The organism is Desulfobotulus sp. (assembly GCF_034006065.1).
In the GTDB taxonomy this organism is placed as follows: Bacteria; Desulfobacterota; Desulfobacteria; order Desulfobacterales; family ASO4-4; genus Desulfobotulus.
In genome coordinates this window covers 1-21,652 of the sequence record NZ_JAVETM010000011.1, presented here as the reverse complement: position 1 = coordinate 21,652, position 21,652 = coordinate 1, and the positions used below count along the sequence as shown (strand labels likewise).

14 protein-coding genes are annotated in these 21,652 nt (G+C 55.7%); 7 read left to right on the top strand and 7 right to left on the bottom strand.

Translation table 11 applies throughout. The annotated features are described in order from the left end of the window. Positions 1 to 208: 208 nt before the first annotated feature. From RBR60_RS06175 to RBR60_RS06145, 7 genes are all read right to left on the bottom strand, one after another. Positions 209 to 1,483 carry a DUF4857 domain-containing protein gene (locus RBR60_RS06175; RefSeq protein ID WP_320355013.1) on the bottom strand — a complete coding sequence of 425 codons (1,275 nt, stop codon included), beginning with the start codon at positions 1,481 to 1,483 and terminating at the stop codon, positions 209 to 211. After that, on the bottom strand, positions 1,483 to 2,151 hold the full coding sequence (locus RBR60_RS06170; RefSeq protein WP_320355012.1) for a hypothetical protein: 669 nt from the start codon (positions 2,149 to 2,151) through the stop codon (positions 1,483 to 1,485). Before RBR60_RS06170 ends, RBR60_RS06175 begins: the two co-directional genes overlap by 1 nt. Next, positions 2,148 to 3,422, bottom strand: coding sequence for a DUF4857 domain-containing protein (locus RBR60_RS06165; RefSeq protein ID WP_320355011.1), 1,275 nt, complete (start codon positions 3,420 to 3,422; stop codon positions 2,148 to 2,150). Before RBR60_RS06165 ends, RBR60_RS06170 begins: the two co-directional genes overlap by 4 nt. Then, on the bottom strand, positions 3,419 to 4,090 hold the full coding sequence (locus RBR60_RS06160) for a hypothetical protein (RefSeq protein ID WP_320355010.1): 672 nt from the start codon (positions 4,088 to 4,090) through the stop codon (positions 3,419 to 3,421). The genes RBR60_RS06165 and RBR60_RS06160 overlap by 4 nt, the downstream gene beginning before the upstream one ends. Before the next feature lie 30 nt (positions 4,091 to 4,120). After that, positions 4,121 to 5,008: an ABC transporter ATP-binding protein gene (locus tag RBR60_RS06155; RefSeq protein WP_320355009.1), complete on the bottom strand. Its 888-nt coding sequence runs from the start codon at positions 5,006 to 5,008 to the stop codon at positions 4,121 to 4,123. A 48-nt stretch (positions 5,009 to 5,056) separates the two neighbouring features. Then, a complete protein-coding gene (locus RBR60_RS06150; protein ID WP_320355008.1) occupies positions 5,057 to 7,525 on the bottom strand; it encodes a hypothetical protein in 2,469 nt (822 codons plus the stop codon). 114 nt (positions 7,526 to 7,639) lie between these two features. Then, positions 7,640 to 10,996 (bottom strand): hypothetical protein, encoded by a 3,357-nt coding sequence (locus RBR60_RS06145; protein ID WP_320355007.1) that lies wholly within the window; start codon positions 10,994 to 10,996, stop codon positions 7,640 to 7,642. 293 nt (positions 10,997 to 11,289) lie between these two features. Between RBR60_RS06145 and RBR60_RS06140 the strand changes: the two genes are divergently transcribed. The 7 genes from RBR60_RS06140 (at position 11,290) to RBR60_RS06110 (ending at position 21,631) form a co-directional block, all read left to right on the top strand. Then, on the top strand, positions 11,290 to 14,151 hold the full coding sequence (locus RBR60_RS06140) for a M16 family metallopeptidase (RefSeq protein ID WP_320355006.1): 2,862 nt from the start codon (positions 11,290 to 11,292) through the stop codon (positions 14,149 to 14,151). Next, positions 14,151 to 15,986, top strand: coding sequence for an extracellular solute-binding protein (locus RBR60_RS06135; RefSeq protein ID WP_320355005.1), 1,836 nt, complete (start codon positions 14,151 to 14,153; stop codon positions 15,984 to 15,986). Before RBR60_RS06140 ends, RBR60_RS06135 begins: the two co-directional genes overlap by 1 nt. Further along, positions 15,983 to 17,089 carry a microcin C ABC transporter permease YejB gene (locus RBR60_RS06130; RefSeq protein ID WP_320355004.1) on the top strand — a complete coding sequence of 369 codons (1,107 nt, stop codon included), beginning with the start codon at positions 15,983 to 15,985 and terminating at the stop codon, positions 17,087 to 17,089. The genes RBR60_RS06135 and RBR60_RS06130 overlap by 4 nt, the downstream gene beginning before the upstream one ends. Further along, on the top strand, positions 17,086 to 18,105 hold the full coding sequence (locus tag RBR60_RS06125; RefSeq protein WP_320355003.1) for an ABC transporter permease: 1,020 nt from the start codon (positions 17,086 to 17,088) through the stop codon (positions 18,103 to 18,105). Before RBR60_RS06130 ends, RBR60_RS06125 begins: the two co-directional genes overlap by 4 nt. Positions 18,106 to 18,109: 4 nt before the next feature. Next, complete coding sequence (locus RBR60_RS06120) at positions 18,110 to 19,699, top strand: dipeptide ABC transporter ATP-binding protein (protein ID WP_320355002.1); 1,590 nt, start codon at positions 18,110 to 18,112, stop codon at positions 19,697 to 19,699. 417 nt (positions 19,700 to 20,116) lie between these two features. After that, entirely contained in the window at positions 20,117 to 21,094 is a 978-nt protein-coding gene (locus RBR60_RS06115) for a PDDEXK nuclease domain-containing protein (protein WP_320355001.1), read from the top strand. Positions 21,095 to 21,373: 279 nt separating this feature from the next. Then, positions 21,374 to 21,631 (top strand): hypothetical protein, encoded by a 258-nt coding sequence (locus tag RBR60_RS06110; RefSeq protein ID WP_320355000.1) that lies wholly within the window; start codon positions 21,374 to 21,376, stop codon positions 21,629 to 21,631. Positions 21,632 to 21,652 lie beyond the last annotated feature (21 nt).

Genomic DNA, 21,652 nt, shown 5'->3' with positions numbered 1-21,652 from the left:
AGCTGTAACTATTCAGCATGGGCTTCCTGATTTTGGCAAATCATTAGAATCTTTAGAAAAAAATCAATGAACAAGGTGCTTTTTACCATTTTCTCCCCTCACCCCTGGCCCAGAGGGAGAGGGGAAAATTTACTGAATAGCAACCCACGCCGTGTTACGGCGTTTTGTCATAAAATAACTTGTGAAGTTACTCAGAAGTTACAAAAAACTAAGACCTGCTCTGCCCTTTCTCCCCACGGAACCAGCCATCTTCCACACAGAGGACAAGCAGGCCATAAAGCCCGCCCAAAAGCAGTACAACCCCTTCCCGAATCCCAGGGCAAAGGGGTTTTTCCATTTTTTTCCGGATCAGAACAAAAGATAAAAAGGCAAAAAGAATCCCCACAAGACTCAGCAGGCCCGAAGGTACCAACGCAAAATCTGCGGCCTTTGTGTAGCTGGCCCGGGTTTTCAGGGTAAAGGGAAAGAGTATGGCCCTTGCCACTGCGGTCCCTTGGGAAAAAGCCGGGAAACGGGCTTCCGTGTACCTGTGCAGAGGACGATACTCCCGATCCAGGCGCAGGGCATAAAAACCTTCCCCATCCCCATACACCAGGGTGCGGCCCAGCAGATCCGCCATGAAAAGAAGTCCCATGGTGTCTGGATCAAAATCCTCAAGATCCAGGCGGACCAGGGCATAATTTTCCTGCATGAGCACATGAAAACCCCCGTCGCCTGTGATGAGGTAACCAAAAAACTCCTTTCGCGCATCCTCGGTCACGGCCACATGACGGATGCCGGAGGGAGGGGCAAGTCCTGTGTTACGACAAATGGGAAGGCCCTTTTCCTGCTTCAGATGAAAAAGCCTTCCTTCGGCATCCAGAAGAAACCAGCCATCGTCATGGGGCTTTTTCGTGGTGGGGTTTCCCCAAACGGCAGCCACGGGAAAGACAAAACCTGCATCCGAAAGGCTTGTTTCCACCGCTTCCGTGAAGGTCGCATCCCGCCTGCGGGTCAGACCGTTTTCAAAGATGAGACGGCCCTTGTTCCAGAACAGGGTCTCCGGAAGCCGCAGATCGGAAAATTCCGATGCGGACTCCAGAAGAGGCCACAGGGCAATCCCCTCCCTCTGCATATCACCGGGACGATACCGGAAAAACTGTGCGCCCGCCTCCACCGCCTCGCGGGTGATGGGAACCCCTCCCAGGGTTTCGGGCATGATCTTCCAGGCAAAAAGATCCCTGTACCAGAAAAGAGGCGTAAGGCTCATATAGGTTTTCCGGTCATACAGATTCCCGGCCTCATCCCTGTAGCGAAACTCCCCTTCCGGGCTATTTCCCGAAAAGAGAAAACCTTCTGTCACAGGGCTGTACAGGACAAAGGAGGATGGGGAGCTTTTCTTGAAAGCCATGTCAAACATACGGGGCAGCACCACGGCCAGCACCAGAACCCCCACAAGACACAGCACCCAGCGGGATATGCTGATCCAGATTCTCTCTCCCATCACAGGCCCTCCCCTTTAAAACGTTTTCCGGGCAGAAAAGGGGCGAAGAGAAGTCCAAGCCCCAGCAAGAGATACGAAAAGAGCACCTCTTTAAAACCCGCATACCCGCAGCCTTCAAGATAAAGGGCTGCCACCTGCCACCCGATCACAGCGTAACAGATCTTTCGAAGGGGATGGGGTTCCACCAGGGCGGCACTGCTCATGGCATAAACGGGAAGCCCCGCCATGAGCCAGGGCAGCATGGTGATCCCCACAGCCTCCACCACGGGGGGGGGAAAATAGTATCGGGTCAGAAGGAGAAGCAGTCCCAGCATGGAAAGACTCACCACAAAAATAAGCCCCGCGCCACACCCCACCATCACAGCCATGCCCTGCATCTGGGGAAAGGGCAGGTGAAACTGAAGTCTCAGGCCCCGGTTCGGCGTATCCGGCAGCCACTGCACCAGAGCCGTCACAAGGCCGGTCAGGATACCAAAAGACTTAAACCCTGAAAAAAACATCACCTGCCTTTCCACAAGATTCTGCCAGATGGGTACGGCCGGGCCTGAGGCAAAGTCTGCCATAAGGCTCTGGGCCATAAAGCCAAGAATACCAAGCCCCACCAGCAGAAGGCCGCAGAGAGCCCAGCGGAGTTTCAGCCATTCCTTGAAAATCAGGGCCTGTATCATGCTTTCCCCCTTTCCGGGAGTCTCCTGGCAGGCACATGGCCTGCCCAGATAATGGCCAGCAATCCGAAAAATCCGCAGCCCCCCGCAACCAGCCAGTCCAGGGGGCTTGCCTTCCAGGAAATCCCCAGAAAACGCCGCCACAGGAAAAGGCCGAAAAGGGCCGAAAACAGACCCAGCCCCGTAACCAGGGGAAAATCCCGGCTCACATCCGCCCTCAGGGTCAGAAAACCCGAGTCCGGGAAGCTCTGAAAAATCCGGAAAGGGAAAAGAAAGCTCGCCATTTTCCGGGCGCTTTCACTTCGTACGGGGTCCAGCTCCATCCGTTTTTCCTTCAGCATGTTATCCCCGTGATCCGTAACGGTCAGCGTCAGGGCGTTATCCTCCATCACGGTGTACTGATGGACCAGAGGATCCCTGCGCCAGACAAGTCGCATGGTCGAAGGATCATAGCCTTTCAGGGGCAGCGGTTTCAGCGCATAATCCGGAAAATTCATGCGGTAAACCCCGCCCCTTTCATCCACAAGCATACCAAAGACATGCCTGCCCCGATGCTCTTCCACATGCACATGGCGAACGCCCGGAGAAAAGTCCTTTAAAGCAGCTCGGACCACCGCCCGTCCCTGCACCTGCATGAGATGAAAAAGATCTCCCCTGGCGTCCAGTACAAACAATCCCCAGTCAAAGGGTTTGCGGGTTGTGGGATTGCCCCAGGCTTTTTTTGCGGGAAAATGAAAATCCGCCCTTTCCAGAGCTTCGGTGAAACTCTGGGATTTTTCCATATCCGGCCTGCCATCCCTTAAGCGGATAAAAACCGCTTCCTTTCCGGAAAGCCTCAGCACTTCCTTTGGCATTTCAAGATCCGCAAAGCCCGATGCGGCTTCCAGAAGATGATAAAGGGGAATTTCCGGACCACCAAGGCTCCTTGGCCGCATGCGGATTTCCTGCACTTCCCTGTACAGGGTCTCGGGATTCACATCCACTCCCCCCACCTGCTCGGGCATTTCACCCCAGCGCACAAGATCCCGCGCAAAACGAAAGGGTAGAAGCAGGGCATACGCCCTGCGATCCATCTCTTCTCCTGTTTCAAAATGATAGGAATCCCGACCATAGCGGTCCTGGGTCCAGAAAAGAAAGCTCTGGGCCACAGAGCTGTACACCATCTGCACCCTCTCTTGCTGACCATCCATGGCCTGCCAGAAAAAACGAGGCAGAAAGGTCGCAAGAACCACAATGGCAAAGGCCATGGCCGCATACCGTGAAAGGGTTGTCATAGGCTGCCTCCCCGCTTGGCCCGCATGACGGGAAGAAAGAGCATGATCACCAGACAAAGGGTCAGCAGTCCATAGGATCCAAGGGCTTCCGCATAGGCCGCAGGCGGCCCTCCTGCGGTGAGCATTCTGTAAAATCCCACCACCAGAAGAGCGCCCGCAATGCGCCGCCACCAGGCCGTTTCCATGAGCACCATGGCGGTTCCGCAGTACAGGGCCAGACCCGCCAGCATGGAAGGCGCCCAGGCCCAGGCCAGCGCGGTGACGATTTCTCCGGGAAAACGCAGACCATAAAGAAGGGCGAGGCCAAAGCCATGCGCCAGGGCAAGGCTGAGGGTCAGAAAAAGACCCGTAGCCACCACCACCAGCACCACCAGACCTTCCCGCAGGGGCAGGTGCAGCATGAGCCTCAGCCTGCGTTTGTGGGTTTCCGGAAACCACTGGAAAATCCCCAGAACCAGACCGCAGAACTGGGGAAAAACAAGATGGGAGGCATAGGGCATCTGTTGCTTGATGATGAGCCCCTCCCAGAGTTCCCCCACCTCCTTCATGGCCACCAGATAGCGGAGGGTCAGCCCCGCCTGCACGAGGGAAGCCAGCCCCAGAATCCCGAGAATGAGAAAGGGCCAGCGGAGTTTAATCCATTCCTTATAAAACAAGGCGCGCAGCATGTTATCTCCTGTTTCAGCTATCCTGTGGGATCAGTATTTTCCAGTGACCCCGATGAAGGCGTCCTCAAGGCCCATGGGAATTTCCTCCAGATCCGGAGCATGAATCCCCAAACCCTTCAGCGTGGAAAGAAGAGCCTCCCTGTCCTCAAAGGTGAAAAGATCCACCCGCTCACCCACCACATCAAAATTCACGATGGCCCCTTCCCTGCGAAGACGGCCCAAGGCCTGATCTCCCCGGAATCTGAAGCATTTCACACTCTGCATGAAATCCTTCAGGGTGGACTGACAAATCACCCCACAGCGGTCGAGGATGATGATGTCATCCACAAAACGCTCCAGATCCTGGACAATGTGGGAGGTCACAAGGATGGTCTTTTCCCTTGCCGCCGCATAGTCTTTCAGAAAATCAATGAAGAGCCTGCGGTAATTGGCATCCAGCCCCAGGGAATAATCATCTAAGATCAGAAGATCCGCATCCTGGGCCAGAATCAGGCCCAGGGTCACCTGGGAGCGCTGCCCACAGCTCATACGGAAGATCCTGTGCGTATAGGGGAGCCCCAGTTTGTCCATGAGGTTATAGTAAAGCTCCCGTTTCCATCTGGGGTAAAAGGCGGAATAGAATTTTTCCACCTCTTCAATGCTCATGTACCCGTACTGGAGGTGACCCTCATGGAGGAGACCGATCCTGCGCCGGGTTTCCGGAAGAATGGCGTGGGAAGGCTCCCCGAAAATACGGCAGTCTCCGGAGCTTGGCTGGAGAAAGCCCATAAGAATATTGATGGTGGTGCTCTTGCCCACCCCGTTCTTGCCGAGAAGCCCGAAAATCCGGCCCGGCTCCACGGTAAAGTTCAGGTTGCGAAGTACCTCTTTTCTGCCGTAGCTGTGGCAAAGGTTCCGGCATTCAATCACAGAAGACATGGTTCATCCTTCAATCTATGTGCAAAGCCTTTTTCAGGGCCTGCGGTGTCAGAATTCCAGGGAAACCCCGGCCCAGAACTGGCGACCCATGAGGGGCGTGTCATCGGAGGTGCGGATCTCGGCATCCAGGACGTTATTCACCTCCAGATCCCAGGTGGCGGCAAAACGGGAACCCATGGGAATTTTCCCTTTCAGACGGAGATCCAGCTGCCAGAAGGCCTTACGCACCACCTTTTCATAGATGGGAGCCTCTTCCCGGATCAGGGTCCCTGTGACCGGATCCCTTTCAAGTTCCGTGGTCGGAAGCGGAGCCGTCTTTTCCGAGTCCACAATTTCATCAAAATCCGCCTTCCAGGACAAAAAGGCCGTGGCGGACAGGTTCCAGGGCAGTTTGCGGATCAAGGTGAGGTTGCCCACCCAGGGTCTTGCATAATTGCCCTTGGGCAGCTCATCCAGATAATAGAGCCTGCCTTCGTACCAGACCCGCCGCGTACTGTTCTCATCTTCAAAAAGGGCATTGAAATCCAAGGCATGGGTGTGGCTTTCCTGCCAGGACACATTGGCCAGCATTTCCGTTTCCTCCCATTTTCTCCCAAAACTCAACCGGATGGATCGGTAGTCACTGCTGCCCTTGTTGGTGAAGGTGTCGTATCGGATACCGTCCCTTTCATAACTGCCCCTCTGCCGGGCAAATTCATCCTTGTTGTCCCGCTCCACATAACGCAGGGTCAGCCGACCTCCGAAAAGGCGCTGATCCACACCCAAAGTCCATTCGTCACTGTACGGGGTGGCCAGATCAGAAAACCGCCATGCGGTCTCACTGCCTCCCGCCGCCTGCCAGTTCGTCACCTGATTTCTGTAGGTGGTGCGCCATTCATTGAAAGACCCGGTTCCCCGACCTTCTCTCAGCTTATGGCCGAGAAAGGCCTGACCATAATAACGATTCACCCCGCCTGTCAGCACCGTAGCCCCCGTGCCCAGAACATCCAGGTCTGCGGAAAAGCGCGGGGCAAGGTCCGTGTTCTCCAGGTAATCATCCCGCGTGATACGCAGGCCGGGTCTCAGAGTGAGTCGCTTCCAGGTCATGGTGTCGGAAAGATAAACGGCAAGGGATTGAATCTCCGCCTCTGTGCGGTAGGCGGAAAGCACCTGACGCCTTGCAAAATACTGCTCTCCCAGCACCAGGGAAGGATCGTCCGGATCTGCTATGAAATTGGGGTTGTCCGTTACAGGGGCCGTGTAAATCATCACATCCGTGGGCCGCTCTTCTCTGCCCTTGATTCTCGAAAGGGATACCCCGGTTTCAAGGTTGTGCATCATACCTGCAAAGAAAAAGGGCGAAAGGGTGAGGGCGGAGTTGGCTTCCAGCGAGTCCTGCTCCCTTTCAAGGTTCCCATAGCCTCCTTCCATGCTGCTTCCGCCCGCCTCACTGGCCTTGCCCCAATCCCTGGAATCCGTGATCGCCCAGCGATACCATGCGGATCTGTCTGAAATTCTTTTATTTTCACTGTAGCGCCAGGACAAACTGGTATCAAGACTGCCCCAGCCCTTTTCCCTGAGATGCCGCGCCCGCAGGGCCGTACCTCCGCCTTCAATGCGATAGCCGCTTCGAATGGCGTCACTCCGGAAATACTTACCTTCATAGGGCGCATGGGTCACAGAGACATCGATGGAATCAGAATCCGAAACCAAAGCACTTCCCTTGATAAAAAGGTGCTGGGCTGTGCGGGTCTGATCCTGGGTTCCGCCGAGATTTTTCAGGGGAATGGTGGATTTATCCTCACGGAAGGAAATCAGAAGGCCCGAAGCATCGGTCACCGGAACATTGAGGCGTACCCCGTAAACCTCCTTCTCAAACCTGGGCTGCCATGAGGCTGAGCTTGAGTGGTACATCTGATGTTTTTCTTCGTCATTGAGATGGAATCGGGTCCAGGAATCCCGTGTGGTGCGATAAAAGACCGAACCTGTGAAACGATCTGTCGGCCTCCTTGTTTTTGCATCCACCACCCCACCTGTAAAACCGCCGTAACTGGCAGGCACATTGCTGTCATAAACGGTCAGGGATTCCAGCACATCCGGGGAAGGACTCAGTTCCATGGAGTGTCCCGGCACTTCAAAAAGGCTGTTTGTGGATTTCTGGGTGGGGTCCAGATAGCTGTTGTTACCCGTGCCATCCACGGAAAAATAGTTCTCGTAAAAACGCCCCCCGGAAATGGAAACCTCAGGGGGAAGGATTTCCCCGCCTGTGGCTGCGGAACCGTAGGCCTCATCAAACTGCACACCCGGAAGCACCTTGAGCATGTCCGTTAAGGTGGCGTTACCTGCGGGAAGATGTTCCAGCACGGTGGCGGAAATCACGGATTTTCCCGTCGCCCGGATCTCCGCTGTCTCCTTTACCAGGATTTCCTCCATCACATAGGCGCCGGGAGGGGTCTTTTCCTCCGCCCCGCTCACCGGAGCCAACCCGAACCATAAGAAGCCTGACACCAGTACAGGTATCTGAAAATATTTATGCATCTTGCGTCCATACACCGGAAAACCACCTCGTTTTCCGGAAAAAAAGGCGACGCCCCGAAGGGCGACGCCAGGGTTTCCGGTAAAAGCCACCTCTGGATGAGGCGGCTTTCCTGTCTACAGTCCGCGGTACAGGGGACGCAGGTCCTCTGTATCGGGAATGCCATTGCCATTGGAATCCTCATCCAGAACCAGGCCCGATGCCGCAATCATCTCCGCTGTGGCCAAAGGATGGAAGAAGTCCGGCTTTCCGTCTTTGTCCGTATCCACCCAGGCGATGGAGACACCTGAAAAGTCATCTTGGCGCACCACGTCCTGGGCAATCTCCCCGAGGGTTTCATAGCGGTCTGAAATTACGGGAATGGTGAATGCAGTTTCCATGGCAAGCTCCAGAAGTCCCGCACTTCCGGCGGAAAGAGCAATCGCTTTCATCTGATCCCCCTGTTTGGCTTTGCTGGACAGAAGTTTTGCCGCTTCAAGGGCCTTACGGAAAAGTGTCTGGGCCCGGCCCGTTTCACCGGCCTCATACGCCTTTTCCCCCAGACCGCGCAGCTGAGCGGCCTCTGTTTCCAGGGCGCTTTCCCGCTGAGCTTCCGGTGTTGCATCTGTGTGAATCGCTTCAGCAATGGCCTCGGCCTGATCCAGCAGGGAGGCGGCAAAAGCCTTTGCCTGACTTTCCAGGGCCGAAAGGATGAGCTTGTTGTATTCCGCAGCCAAAAAGCCCTTGGTCTGGGTTTCAGCAATGGACTCCAGATGATCCCTGCCCTTTTCCAGAAGCTTCAGGGCGCGGGAGGGGTTTCCGATCTCGCTCCACATGCGGCTTACCCAGTAGATGGCATAAAGCCTGCGCTCATCCGTCGAGATTCCCGCAAAGGAAACAACTTCGGTTTCATAGTCGCCATGGACATTCTTCAGCAGCCCCCCCCGACCATCTCCCCTTTCCACCTCAAGGTCTCCTCCAAAGATCACGGTTTCCGCCCTCTCCAGAGCATCCACGGCCTTGGCTCCAGCCCCTGCAAGGTAGAAAACACGGGCTGTGCGCACATACCCATAATGAACCTTCTGAATGGCCACATTGGCATCCGTTGCCCCCCGGTTATAAAGGGCGTTCGCATAACGCAGGGCATGGTCCCCCACGCGCTCCGCAGCCGCAAAATGGCCTGCTTCCGCAAGAATCACACCCGCCTTGGGATTCACGTTGTTCACATAGGTCAGGGCCGCCATGCGCATGGCCATGGTGCTGTCCGGAAGGCGTTCCGGCGTAACCCCCACGACGCGGGTGTCCACCAGCTCCAGAAGCTCATCGGGCTTGTTCTGGCGGGCAAGGATACTGGCCAGGGCTGCATAGGAAGACCCCAGGTATGTGGCTTGGGCTTCAGGAATGGTCGCTACCAGGGCCCAGGCCTTTTCTTCGGAACCGGCTTCTGCAAGGGCTTCCACCATGTTGGGAACATACACCCAGGTTTCCGCCTTGGTTGCATTCAGCTCCTGGGGATTGGTATCCGGGTAGGAGGTCAGGCCGTCATTTTCACGGATGGCTTCAATCTCCTCCACCAGGGCTTCCACCCGGCCCCTGTCTCCCAGGGCTGCAAAACGAAGAGCCGTTTCCGCCAGGTAGTAGACGCGCGCTTTGTAGTGCTTCCTGCCATTGGAATTATTCTCAGGATACACACTGGCAAACTGATGGAGTCCTTCCAGCATGGCCCTGCCCATGGCGAGATCCTGCCCTGAGGTATCCTCCATTTTATACGCCAGATAAGCGTCCGCCTGGTTTCGCATGGCCACAAGAAGACGACCATAGTGGGAAGTGTTATCAATGCCCGGCAGCACGTCCTTTGCCATGTAGTCCATGACAGCTTCTGCCTTGTCCGACCTGCCCGCATTCCTGTACATCGTCACCATTGTCTGAAGACGCGTGGTATCCTCATGGGCGAGATTGGCCACTCCCTTGCTCGTGATCAGATTTTTCTGCATCTGAAAGGCCTGATCCAGGGCTTCGGTGGCCTCCGTATGCATGTCAAAGGGAATATACCCGCTGGCAATCCCCATCCAGGCTGTCACTTTATGATTGTCAAGGTACATCTGCTCCCGGATGATGGCCTTTGCATCCTCAAACAATCCGACCTTGGCCTTGCCCCTTGCAATCTCTGCCCGGATGGCGTCGTTCACGTTGTCATCCAGAACCGTGTCCAGCATGGTCTCCGCCATATACAGACGGGATACGTTGGAGTTGTAGTAATAGGCCACACGCTTGGCATTGTCATTGCCAGGCAGTTCCGTGGGAAGCAGGGCTTCGGCCACATCATAGAGATAGGCGGCCTTTGCCAACTCGTCGATCCGGGGATCCTGGGAAAGGGGAATATCTCCCTTTTTCAGATCTCCGGGCTCAAGCCGACCACTCACAAGCCTGCCACTTACCTCATAGGCCGTACCTTCTGTGTTCAGTTCCATCTGCACCAGGTCATAGGCCGCAAGGAGATAACGGAAAACCCTTTCCACGGAGAGCCCCTGCACGGGCATTCCCCCATGGGTCAGAAGACTTTCCGCAAGCACCCCGGCGTTTTCCCGGTAAAGATCCCGATGGGCCTCAAAATCCGCATCCGCAGTCCCCAGAAGGCGCTCCATGCTTTTCATGAGCGTATCGGTAAGAAGGGCTTTTTTGGCTTCCAGTACAAGGGCCTCGGGATTCAGTACATCTCCTTTTTCCAAAGCCTCATGAAAAAGAAGCGCTTCCTTTCTCCGATCTTCGGAAAGTCCGGCCTTTTCCAGGGTGGATTCCACCAGCGATCCGTTTTCCATGAGCTTGCGGCCCTCTTCCAGCGAGGCCATCAGGCGTTCCATGGCGTTTTCTTTTCCCTCGGTCACAAGATCCGTGAGAATTTTTGTAATCACCATGCTTTTCTTGAGAATGACGCCTCCGCCCGGTCCCATGGGCCTCAGGGTGAGATCCACATCCTCTGCAAGATCGAGAAAACGACGAACCTCCGCCTGGGCCACTTCAAGACTTTTGCCCCCTTCAACCACAAGGGCCACCAGGGTGGTGACGGGCGTTACGGCCACACTGCTCCGGGAAGAAGCCGCATCCAGCAAAGCTTTCAGGGTGAGATCCCCAAGGCGCAATCCCGTTTCCCCATCACTGCCCCCCACGGAAACCACCCGCAAACCGGAAAGGGCGTCGCTTTTGGCATTGAAACGGAAATATCCGTCATCCTCGGATACGGTACGGCAGAGCTGATCCGCAGCACTTCCGCAGATCTTTACGGCTCCGGCAGTGTTCCAGAGTTCCACCCTGGCTCCCCGGATACCGGGATCTTCCACATACCCTGCCACCTGCACGGTGCTGACTCCCGGTGTTTCCCCAGGCGTATCCGAACCTCCGCCCGAAGGGCTGGACGATGAACTCCAGCAACCGGAAACGATCAGAACAGAACCAATGCCTGCGACAAGCAGCCGCACGGCTCGCTTTTCTTTCATAAAACCTCCACTCAATGGATTTTTTTAGATCAGCCTAAAAAATATTTTGCTTCCTACAACCCTGACATATCACTTGTCAATAGTTTTTATGAAGAACAAACATAAGGCTAAATCCTTAAAAATTTGAAGAAGCTAAAAAATATTGACACGACCATAACAAGCGACTACAAGCCCCTTTTCAAAGGGTCACCGATGACCACAACCCAAGGGGCTCGAATGCTGAGCCATGCTTCTTGCCGAGTGGGCGATCTTAATTTTTTTATCTGGCACGGAAAGCCACGAAAGGAATTTCCATGTTTTCTTTCACTTCTGATCCCATGAAGCGGGGACTCCGTATTGTCCTCGCCTCCCTGTTTTCCTCTCTCTTCTTTGCATCCACCCTACTTGCCATGCCGGACACAAGGGGCTGGATTCACGAAAAAAGCGACCTCCCCCTCCATCCCGCCCTGGTCACAGGTACGCTTGAAAACGGGATTCGCTATGCCATCCTCCCCCACAGCACTCCCAAAAACCGGATCAGCCTTCATCTTAACGTGCAGGCCGGCTCCTTCCATGAAACGGACAGCCAGCAGGGACTCGCCCATTTTGTGGAGCACATGGCCTTCAATGGCTCCACCCATTTCCCTCCGGGAACCCTGATCCGGTATTTTCAGGAAATCGGCATGAGCTTTGGCGGAGATACCAACGCCCACACAGGCCTCGGGGAGACCGTCTATCACATCCTCCTGCCCCAGTCCGACGGCTCCAGCCTGGAAAAGGGATTGCGCGTTCTCAGCGATTACGCAGGCGGACTCCTTTTTGAAGAAGAGGAAATCGAGAAGGAAAAGGGGGTTATTCTTGCTGAAAAAAGGGCAAGGGATTCGGTGCAGTACCGCACAGGCAAGGCCTTAAGGGAGTTTCTTCTCCCAGGCCTCCGCACCAACGCCCGCCCGCCCATCGGCGAGGAATCCGTGATCCGAAAAGGAGACCGGAAAGAACTGCTCGACTATTACAACACCTGGTACAGGCCCGAGCGCATGGTGGTGGTGCTGGTGGGGGATGTGGATGCAGAAACCGCAGAAGAGGCCATCACCCGCAGCTTTGCTGCCATCAGAGCCCGCGCCCCGGAAAGGGCGGTTCCGGCTCTCGGCCGATTCCAGCACAAAGGCGAAAAATTCTTCCACTATGGGGAGCCGGAATCCGGCCAGGTTTCCGCCATCATCGCCGCAGCCCGCATGATTCCCCCAAGAGCGGACAGTCTTGCAAGTCGCAGGGAAAGTATCACCCTCCAGGTCGGGGGCATGCTGCTCCGCCACCGGCTTTCCGACAGGCTGAGCGACCCGGGAACTCCCTACACCCGCGCGGTGGCCATGGCGGACATTCAGCACAACCAGATTCTCAACGCCCGGATCGTGGCCGTCTCCTCTCCGGAAAACTGGGAAGAAAGCCTCATTGAGATGGAAAGGGAGCTGCGTCAGGCGCTGACCTACGGCTTCACCGAAAAAGAGATGGCGAGGGTGAAGGCGGAAATCCTTTCCTATCTGGATCGCCGCGCTGCGGGCTTTCCCACCACTCCCGCACGTAAAATTGCCGATGAAATCATTGAAGCTCTGAACACGCCGAGGGTCTTCACCTCTGCTGAGGATGACAGGGCCCTTTTCGGAGATTTCATTGAAAAGCTCACGCCCAAAGAGGTACTGGAGGCCCTGAGAGAGGCCTGGGGAGAAGATCATCGCCTCATCGCCGTTACAGGCAGCACCGGCCTTGAAGACGCAGAAGCCATTTTGAGAATGAAAACCGCATGGGAAAAAAGCGTAAAAATTCCCGTATCCGCTCCGGGTGAAGAGACTTCCGTCCTCTTTCCCTACCTTCCCGCAGCCCTTGAGACCATCGCTCCCCTTGAAATCCGCCACATCGAAGATCTGGATTTTCACACCGCCCGCTTTGCCAACCACACCACCGTTCATGTAAAACGGACGGATTTTGAGGCAGACACCGTGCGTGTACTCCTTTCCTTTGGACCGGGAAGGGCCCATGAGCCCGAAAACTGGCCCGGGCTTTCAGCCATCGCACCGGGGCTTCTCAATCTTTCCGGCACAAAAACCCTGGATCGGCCTGCCCTCTTGCGGGTTCTGGCGGGAACCACCCTCAAGGCGGATTTTTCCGTGGGCCAGGAAAGCTTCCGCTTCACAGGTTCGTCCAGCCCCGAAGAGTTTTCCCAGCTCCTCAATCTCCTCCGCCACCGTCTTCTGGACCCGGCCTTCAGACCCGAAGCCTTTGCCCTTTCCCGCAGATGGGCGGAGCAGGAAGAAAGGCGTATGGGCAGCGACATCGACGCCACCATGAAAGAGGAAGGCCCTGCTTTTTTTGCAGCCTTTGATTCCCGTTTTTCAAAGCCAAAGGCCAGCGCAATGACAGAAGACATGCGCCTTGCCGCAGAAAACTGGCTTACACCCGCCTTTGAAGAAGCCGCCCTTGAAATCTCCGTGGTGGGCAATGTGGATCCGGAATTTGTGTTCAGGGAAGTGGGCCGCTACTTCGCTGCCCTTCCCCGCAGCGCCCGCATCCGGGAAGATGTCCGTCCCCTTGCGTTCAATACCGGAGCCAGAGCCACCTACTGGGTGGCCACCCGCATTCCCTCGGCCCAGATCCGCATCGGCTTTCCCACAAGCGGTATGGAACCCCTGGAGGACTCCCGAGGCCTCACCCTGCTTTCCCGTGTGCTGGCCGACCGGCTCCGCAGGGAAATCCGGGAAAACCAGGGTCTTTCCTATTCTCCGGGAAGTTTTCACCAGGCCAGCACCGTGTATGAGAATTTCGGAGCCCTATACATGCAGACCGGCGCCAGGCCAGATCAAGCGGTTATGGTGCGGGAAGCCCTGATGGCTGTGGCAGAAAACCTGAAGAAGGAAGGGGTTTCCGAAGAAGAGCTGAAGAGGGCCAGAGACCCCATGATGACAAGTCTCAGAGAAAGATTCCGGAACAACAATTTCTGGCTTACCGGCGTCCTGGACGGCTCCATTTCGGACCCAGGCCAGCTGGAGCGGGTCCGCACTCTGGAAACGGGCCTCCAGGCCATCCGTGCAGAGGATCTGACCCGGCTTGCCCGCAGATGGCTGGATTCGGACAGGGCATCCGCCATCACCGTGCTGCCCGAAGGAGAAGAGGGACTGTAATGCGTTTTTTCCCGATTCTCTTCCTGCTGCTGCTTCTCTTCTCCCCAGCCATGGCAGGCCCCCTGCACGGCCTTGCCCTCTGGGGAGAACCCAAGTACGGCCCGGACTTCACCCACTTTGACTATGCGAGACCGGACGCGCCCAAGGGCGGGCATCTGCGCATGGCCGCCACAGGCAGCTATGACAGTTTTCATCCCTTCACCATCCGGGGAACGGCTGCCGCAGGTCTCGGGCTTCTCTATGAGACCCTCATGACCTCGTCTCTGGATGAGCCCTCTTCCGCCTATGGCCTCATTGCCCAGTCCATTGCAATTTCAGAAGACAGAACGCAAGTGACCTTTCAGCTCCGCCCCGAGGCCCGTTTCCATGACGGTCATCCCGTGCGGGCGGAGGATGTGGTCTTTTCCTTCACCATCCTCACCCGCGAAGGTCCGCCCCACTACCGCAAATACTATGAGGATGTCACCCAGGCCCAGGCCCTTTCCGAAGACAGGGTCGTTTTCACCATCAAGCCCGGAGCTGCCATGGAAATTCCCTTTATCCTGGGGCAGCTTCCCGTGCTTCCCGCCCATGTGTGGGAAGAAAGAGATTTTACCCGTTCTTCCCTCGACATTCCCGTGGGCTCCGGCCCCTACCGCATCCACCGTTTTGATGCGGGCCGCAGCCTCACCCTTGTGCGGGACCCGGACTACTGGGGCTGGCATCTGCCGGTGAATCAGGGCCATTACAACTTTGATTTTCTCTCCTGGGAATATTTCCGGGACGATACGGTGAGCCTTGAGGCCTTCAAGGCTGGGGTCTTTGATTACAGGCTTGAAAACACAGCCAAAACCTGGGCCACCCTCTACGAGGGCCCGGCCTTCCGGGATGGCCGCATCCGTAAGGAAAGCCTCCCCCACGAACGTCCCCAGGGGATGCAGGGCTTTGTTTTCAATATCCGCAAACCCGTGTTTCAGGATCTTTCCGTGAGACATGCCCTTTCCCTCGTTTTTGATTTTGAATGGGCCAACGCCCATCTTTTCTATGGCCAGTACAAGCGCAGCCACAGTTTTTTCCAGAATTCCCCCATGGCGGCAGAGGGCCTGCCTTCGAAAGCAGAACGCCTCCTTCTGGAGCCCTTCCGCGCCCTGCTGCCGGAAACGGTTTTCGGGCCTGCCCTTCTGCCCCCCGTCACCGACGGCTCGGGCAATATCCGGCCCCTGCTCCGGGAAGCGGATCGGATTCTCACGGAGGCGGGCTGGATATTAAAGGACGGAAAACGCATCCACAAAGAAACGGGCCGTCCCCTTGCCTTTGAGATTCTCCTGGCCTCCCCCTCCTTTCAGCGCATTGCCATGCCCTTCCGCCAGAACCTTGCCCGCATCGGCATTGAGGCCTCTGTCCGGGTGGTGGACCGCACCCGCTATGTACGTCAGCTCCAGGATTTCAATTACGACATGATCGTGGGCAACTTCCGCCAGAGTCACTCGCCAGGCTCGGAACAGCGGGATTACTGGGGATCGGCCTCCGCCTCGGTACCGGGAAGCCGCAACACCATCGGCATTGCCCATCCTGCGGTGGATGCCCTGGTGGAGCACATCCTCAACGCAGAGGACGAAGATGCCCTCGTCACCGCCTGCCGGGCCCTGGACCGGGTGCTGCGCGCCCAGCACTATGTCATTCCCCAGTGGTACAACGCGAGCTACCGCGTCGCCTACTGGGACAAACTCCGCCACCCGGAAACCTCCCCTGAGCACGGCCTTGGCATTTACACCTGGTGGATTGACACAGAAGCCGAAGCCAGGCTCACGCCCCAAGCTTCCATGGGAAAACCCCCCGGAGAACGTGCACCATGACCGCCTATCTGATACGCCGCCTTCTCCTCATCCTCCCCACCCTGCTGGGGATTATCACCGTGAATTTTTTTGTGATCCAGGCAGCCCCCGGCGGCCCCGTGGAACAGATGATCGCCCGGATTTCCGGCAATGGAGAGGAGCTGACGGAAAGGATCTCCGGTTCCGGCGCAGACGATCTCCATGAAAAGCACAATGTGATAGAATCCGAGGCCGGTCTCCGCTACAGAGGTGCCGAAGGTCTGGATCCTGCCTTCATCGAAGAGCTTGAAAAAATGTTCGGCTTTGACCGGCCCATCCATGAACGCTACCTAAAGCTCCTCAGGGATTATCTGTTCTGGGATTTCGGAGAAAGCTTCTATAAAAACGAAACCGTTCTTTCCCTCATTGCCCAGAAAATGCCCGTGTCCATTTCCTTAGGTCTCTGGTCCACCCTCATCATTTATGTGGTGTGCATTCCCTTAGGTATCCGGAAGGCGGTACACCACGGAACCCGCTTTGACGGATGGACCACCACCGTCATCAGTGTGGCCCACGCCATTCCCGTTTTTCTCTTTGCCATTGCCCTTGTCATTTTTTTTGCGGGGGGCTCCTATTTTCAGTGGTTTCCCCTGCGGGGCCTCACATCTCCCGGCTTTGACCAGCTTTCCACGGCTGGAAAGATCCTTGATTACTTTCACCACCTTGCCCTTCCCATCACCGCCATGGTCATCGGCGGCTTTGCCTCCCTTACCATGCTCACCCGCAACAGTTTTCTCGATGAAATCCACAAACAGTATGTGGAAACCGCCAGAGCCAAGGGGGCGGATGAAAAACGGGTTCTTTTCGGCCATGTGTTCCGCAATGCCATGCTCATTGTCATTGCTGGCTTTCCTTCGGCCTTTGTGTCCATGTTCTTCACAGGCTCCCTGCTCATTGAGGTGATCTTCTCCCTCGACGGTCTGGGGCTTCTCGGCTTTGAAGCCACCATGGGCCGGGATTACCCCGTGATGTTCGCCACCCTTTACATTTTCACCCTCATGGGACTTGTCCTCAGTATTGTCAGTGATCTCACCTACACATTTGTGGACCCCCGCATTCACTTCGGTACAAGGGAGGGATCATGAAAGCCGCAACACGCCGTCGTTGGGAACGCTTCCTTGCCAACCGCAGGGGGCTTTTTTCCCTCATTCTCTTTCTGCTGCTTTTTTTCCTGAGCCTTTTTGCAGAATTCATCGCCAATGACAGACCCCTCATGGTCCGCTATCAGGGGAAAAGCTATTTTCCCGTGCTCATCGACTATGATGAAACGGTTTTTGGCGGTGATTTCGCCACCCTCTGTGATTACAGAGACCCCTTCATTCAGGAAACCATTCAGGCCCATGGTTTCATGATCTGGCCTCCCATCCGCTTTTCCTACAACACCATCCGGCTGGATCTTCCCGAACCCGCCCCTTCCCGGCCCGACCGCCACAACCTTCTCGGCACCGACGACCAGGGCCGGGATGTGCTGGCCCGGGTGCTGTACGGCTACAGAATCTCCGTTCTTTTCGGTCTCTGTCTGGCCTTTGGCGGAAGCATCATCGGCATCCTTGTGGGCGCTGCCCAGGGCTACTACGGCGGCAAGGTGGATCTTCTCGGTCAGCGTTTCATGGAAATCTGGTCCGGGCTTCCCATGCTTTATCTCATCATGATCCTGTCCAGTGTGGTGACACCCAGCTTTTTCTGGCTTCTCGGGCTCATGCTTCTTTTCGGATGGATGTCCCTTGTGGGCGTGGTGCGGGCGGAATTTCTGAAAGGCCGCAACCTTGGCTATGTCAGAGCCGCACGGGTCATGGGGATGCCGGATTCGCGCATCATGTTCCGCCATATTCTGCCCAACGCCATGGTGGCGGCCCTCACCTTTTTTCCCTTTATCCTCAACGGGGCCATCACCACCCTGACGGCCCTGGATTTTCTGGGATTCGGCCTGCCGCCGGGATCTCCCTCCCTTGGCGAGCTGCTCTCCCAGGGAAAAACCAACCTCCATGCCCCATGGCTGGGCATCACGGCTTTCTGTGTTCTTTCGCTCATGCTCACCCTTCTCATCTTTGTGGGTGAGGCGGTGCGGGATGCCTTTGACCCCAGACTGGAAGGTATGTAACACCATGCAGACTCCCCTTGTTACCGTATCCCGCCTTTCCATTGCCTTTTCCAAAACCGGAGGCGAGCTTTCTCCCGTGGTCCATGGCATTGATTTTCAGATTCATCCCGGAGAATGCCTTGCCCTTGTGGGCGAATCCGGCTCCGGTAAATCCGTTACCGCCAAAAGCCTCCTGCGGCTCCTTCCTTCGGGGTGCCGCATTAAGGGCAGCCTTCTCTTTGACGGCATGGACATCGCCACTCTGGAGGAAAACAGACTGAGAAAACTGCGCGGTGGTCGCATTGCCATGATTTTTCAGGAACCCCTTTCCGCCCTGAACCCCCTGCATCCCGTGGGCAAACAGATTGCGGAAACCCTGTACCTGCATCAGGGCCTTCCCCTGCACCGCTCGGAAAAGGAAGTGATCGCCCTCCTCGACCGGGTGGGCATTCCCGATGCCAGCCGCCGCAGAAAATCCTACCCCCATGAGCTTTCCGGAGGGCAGCGCCAGCGGGTGATGATTGCCATGGCCATTGCCAACAATCCGGATCTTCTCATTGCAGACGAACCCACCACAGCCCTGGATGTGACCGTGCAGGACAAAATACTGCGCCTGCTGGAAGATCTTCGCAGGGAACGGAACATGGCCATGCTTTTTATCACCCATGATCTCGGCGTGGTGCGGCGCATGGCAGACCGCATTGCCGTCATGAAAGATGGCCGCATCCTCGAAACCGCAACCACGGAAACCCTCTTCACAAAGCCCGTCCATCCCTGGACCAAAGAGCTTATCCGGGCCACCCAACCCCCGCCCCTTCGCCCCCTTCCGGACACCCCGCCCCTCTTGCAGACACAAGAGCTTGCCGTGCGTTTTCCCATCAAAGAGGGCATCCTTCAGAGGGTCAGAGGCCATGTCCATGCGGTACGGGGGGCGGATCTTGTGATCCGTAAGGGAGAAACCCTGGGGGTGGTGGGAGAATCCGGCTCCGGCAAAACCAGCCTTGCCCATGCCCTTTTGCGTCTCATTCACACAGAAGGGCAGATTTTTCTCGAAGATAAACGCATTGACGGGCTTTCTTCCGGGGAATTTCGCAAACTGCGGCCCAGAATGCAGATGGTCTTTCAGGACCCCTTTGACAGCTTAAGCCCCAGAATGACCGTGGGCGAAATTGTGGGAGAAGGCCTTGAAGTGCATGGCAACATGGAAAGAAAAGAGAGGGAAAGGCAGATTGCCCAGAGCCTTGAAGCCGTGGGCATGGAGCCTTCCATGGCGGACCGCTACCCCCACGAGTTTTCCGGCGGACAGCGCCAGCGCATTGCCATTGCAAGGGCCCTGATCCTCAATCCCGATCTCCTCGTCCTGGATGAACCCACCTCATCGCTGGATCGCTCCGTGCAGTTTCAGGTGCTGGCCCTTCTGCGGCGTCTTCAGGAAGAGAGAGGGCTGAGCTATCTTTTCATCAGCCATGACCTTGCTGTGGTACGGGCCATCAGCCATCGCATCGCCGTGATGAAGGACGGGGATATTGTGGAAACCGGGCCTGCGGAGCAGCTCTTTACCCGGCCTGGGCATCCCTACACAAAAGAACTGCTCGCCGCTGCTCTGGCTGCGTGAAAATAAAACCTTGATGACGCCCTCACCCCAACCCTCTCCCAAGGGGAGAGGGTTGGGGTGAGGGCTGAATTCGCAAAAAATACCATGCCCCGCCCCCTTCTCCAGCCCCTGCCAATTCCCTCTCCCCCATACAAAGCAGCCCTTCCCTCCCTGCCAAAACCTCATAAAACTGAGGTCCTGAAACCGGGTGACACGAGCCTTCCATGGCCAAAAAATGGTCGGGCGGAGTATGGGCAATGACCTGCAAAAGATCTTGCCATAAGAGAGAGGCTGACTTATGAGGATGAAGTCATTTTTCAGGGAGATATTTGGCGGGAGTTCGCACGTGTTACCTGACTGACATTCCCCAAGTCTGAAAAACCCTGTACACTGCGCAGAGAATGCCCTGATGACAAAGAATTCAAAAAGGGTGAAAGCATGACACATGCAGATCCGCCAGCAGTTCCGGTTGACAGGCTCTATCAGGATATCCGGCATCTCATTGAATCCGCCAGATCCCAGATCGTTACCCAGGTGAATCAGGCGCTGGTGTTCACCTACTGGCAGATAGGCAAGACGATTACAACAGAGGTAATCAATGATGGCCGGGCACAATATGGCACCGCCGTTCTTAAGCACCTGGCTGCACGCCTGACACAGGAATATGGAACTGGATTCAGCTACTCCAGCCTGACCCGGATGGCAAAATTCTTTTCCGCTTTTCCGGAACAGGAAACAGTTGCGACACTGTCGCAACAATTGAGCTGGTCACATTTTGTCGAAATCATCAGGATTGAAGATGCCATCAAGCGGGCCTTTTACATCCGGATGGCCACCGATGGCCGCTGGTCTGTGCGTACCCTGAGAGAGCGCATGGACGGCATGCTGTTTGAACGCACGGCTATCTCCAGGCAGCCCGAAGCCCTTATTCAGCAGGAACTGGCGCAGCTGCAACAGAAACCAGAAAATGCCATCCTGATGGAGCTGGAACGCTTTCTTCTCGAACTGGGCAGCGACTTTGCCTTCATGGGCCGCCAGAAACGCATTCAGATCGGCGGCAACGACTATTACCTCGACCTCCTCTTCTACCACCGCAAACTCAAGCGGCTGGTGCTCATTGAGCTGAAACTCGGCGACTTTAAGCCTGAGTATAAAGGTCAGGTCGAGCTGTACCTCAAATGGCTGGCCAAATACGAGCAGCAAGCAGACGAACACTCCCCCATCGCCATCATCCTGTGCAGCGGAAAAGATACCGAAGTCGTTGAACTGATGGATCTGGAGCCGGACAACATTCATATCGGTGAATACTGGCTGAAACTGCCACCGAAAAAGCTACTCCAGGCCAAACTCCACAAGGCCATGGCCGAAGCCAGGGCAAGACTGGATCTGCTGCATGAAAGAGGGCGTGAGGTGTGACAGGAAAAGTAATAGGGCAAAAGCATTTGCCATGAAAGACGGGGTGTCCTATGAAAACGGAATCATTTTTCGGGTGTGCAGGAGCCATAAATTTTTGGAAAAGGTTTTCTCACGGGAGCTGAAAACGAAGGTATGGGGTTTTCGGCTTATCCTGATCCATGGCGGAGTCTCTGGCTGGAAAAACTGTTTTTAGGTGCTTCTGTTTTTATCGGATTTTTTAAAAAAATGAGGTTGTACAGATCGGCACAATAACTTTAGCTTATACATGAGAAAGAACAAATGGAAAACCAAGTGGTAGTATTAAAATCAACAGATATTAAAGATGCTGTAAAAAGATGTAATCCAAAAATCATTGCAGTTGCTTATCTAGGGTACGATTGGAAAGAATACATAAATGACCCTGATAACATAGATTATATGATAATATCCCCAACAAATAAGGATAGATCGTGTGAGGAACGAACCACGATCTCATCCGGTGTTGAACCAGCCCGTAGCGGCACAACCCCAAGCCTGACAGGGCTCTTTATAATATGAAAATAGCTTTTTGGAGAAGAG

What these genes read in the sequence shown, in the direction of transcription:
- RBR60_RS06175 (WP_320355013.1), bottom strand. Translation starts at nt 1,483, where the DNA reads ATGGGAGAGAGAATCTGGATCAGCATATCCCGCTGGGTGCTGTGTCTT.
- RBR60_RS06170 (WP_320355012.1), bottom strand. Translation starts at nt 2,151, where the DNA reads ATGATACAGGCCCTGATTTTCAAGGAATGGCTGAAACTCCGCTGGGCT.
- RBR60_RS06165 (WP_320355011.1), bottom strand. Translation starts at nt 3,422, where the DNA reads ATGACAACCCTTTCACGGTATGCGGCCATGGCCTTTGCCATTGTGGTT.
- RBR60_RS06160 (WP_320355010.1), bottom strand. Translation starts at nt 4,090, where the DNA reads ATGCTGCGCGCCTTGTTTTATAAGGAATGGATTAAACTCCGCTGGCCC.
- RBR60_RS06155 (WP_320355009.1), bottom strand. Translation starts at nt 5,008, where the DNA reads ATGTCTTCTGTGATTGAATGCCGGAACCTTTGCCACAGCTACGGCAGA.
- RBR60_RS06150 (WP_320355008.1), bottom strand. Translation starts at nt 7,525, where the DNA reads ATGCATAAATATTTTCAGATACCTGTACTGGTGTCAGGCTTCTTATGG.
- RBR60_RS06145 (WP_320355007.1), bottom strand. Translation starts at nt 10,996, where the DNA reads ATGAAAGAAAAGCGAGCCGTGCGGCTGCTTGTCGCAGGCATTGGTTCT.
- RBR60_RS06140 (WP_320355006.1), top strand. Translation starts at nt 11,290, where the DNA reads ATGTTTTCTTTCACTTCTGATCCCATGAAGCGGGGACTCCGTATTGTC.
- RBR60_RS06135 (WP_320355005.1), top strand. Translation starts at nt 14,151, where the DNA reads ATGCGTTTTTTCCCGATTCTCTTCCTGCTGCTGCTTCTCTTCTCCCCA.
- RBR60_RS06130 (WP_320355004.1), top strand. Translation starts at nt 15,983, where the DNA reads ATGACCGCCTATCTGATACGCCGCCTTCTCCTCATCCTCCCCACCCTG.
- RBR60_RS06125 (WP_320355003.1), top strand. Translation starts at nt 17,086, where the DNA reads ATGAAAGCCGCAACACGCCGTCGTTGGGAACGCTTCCTTGCCAACCGC.
- RBR60_RS06120 (WP_320355002.1), top strand. Translation starts at nt 18,110, where the DNA reads ATGCAGACTCCCCTTGTTACCGTATCCCGCCTTTCCATTGCCTTTTCC.
- RBR60_RS06115 (WP_320355001.1), top strand. Translation starts at nt 20,117, where the DNA reads ATGACACATGCAGATCCGCCAGCAGTTCCGGTTGACAGGCTCTATCAG.
- RBR60_RS06110 (WP_320355000.1), top strand. Translation starts at nt 21,374, where the DNA reads ATGGAAAACCAAGTGGTAGTATTAAAATCAACAGATATTAAAGATGCT.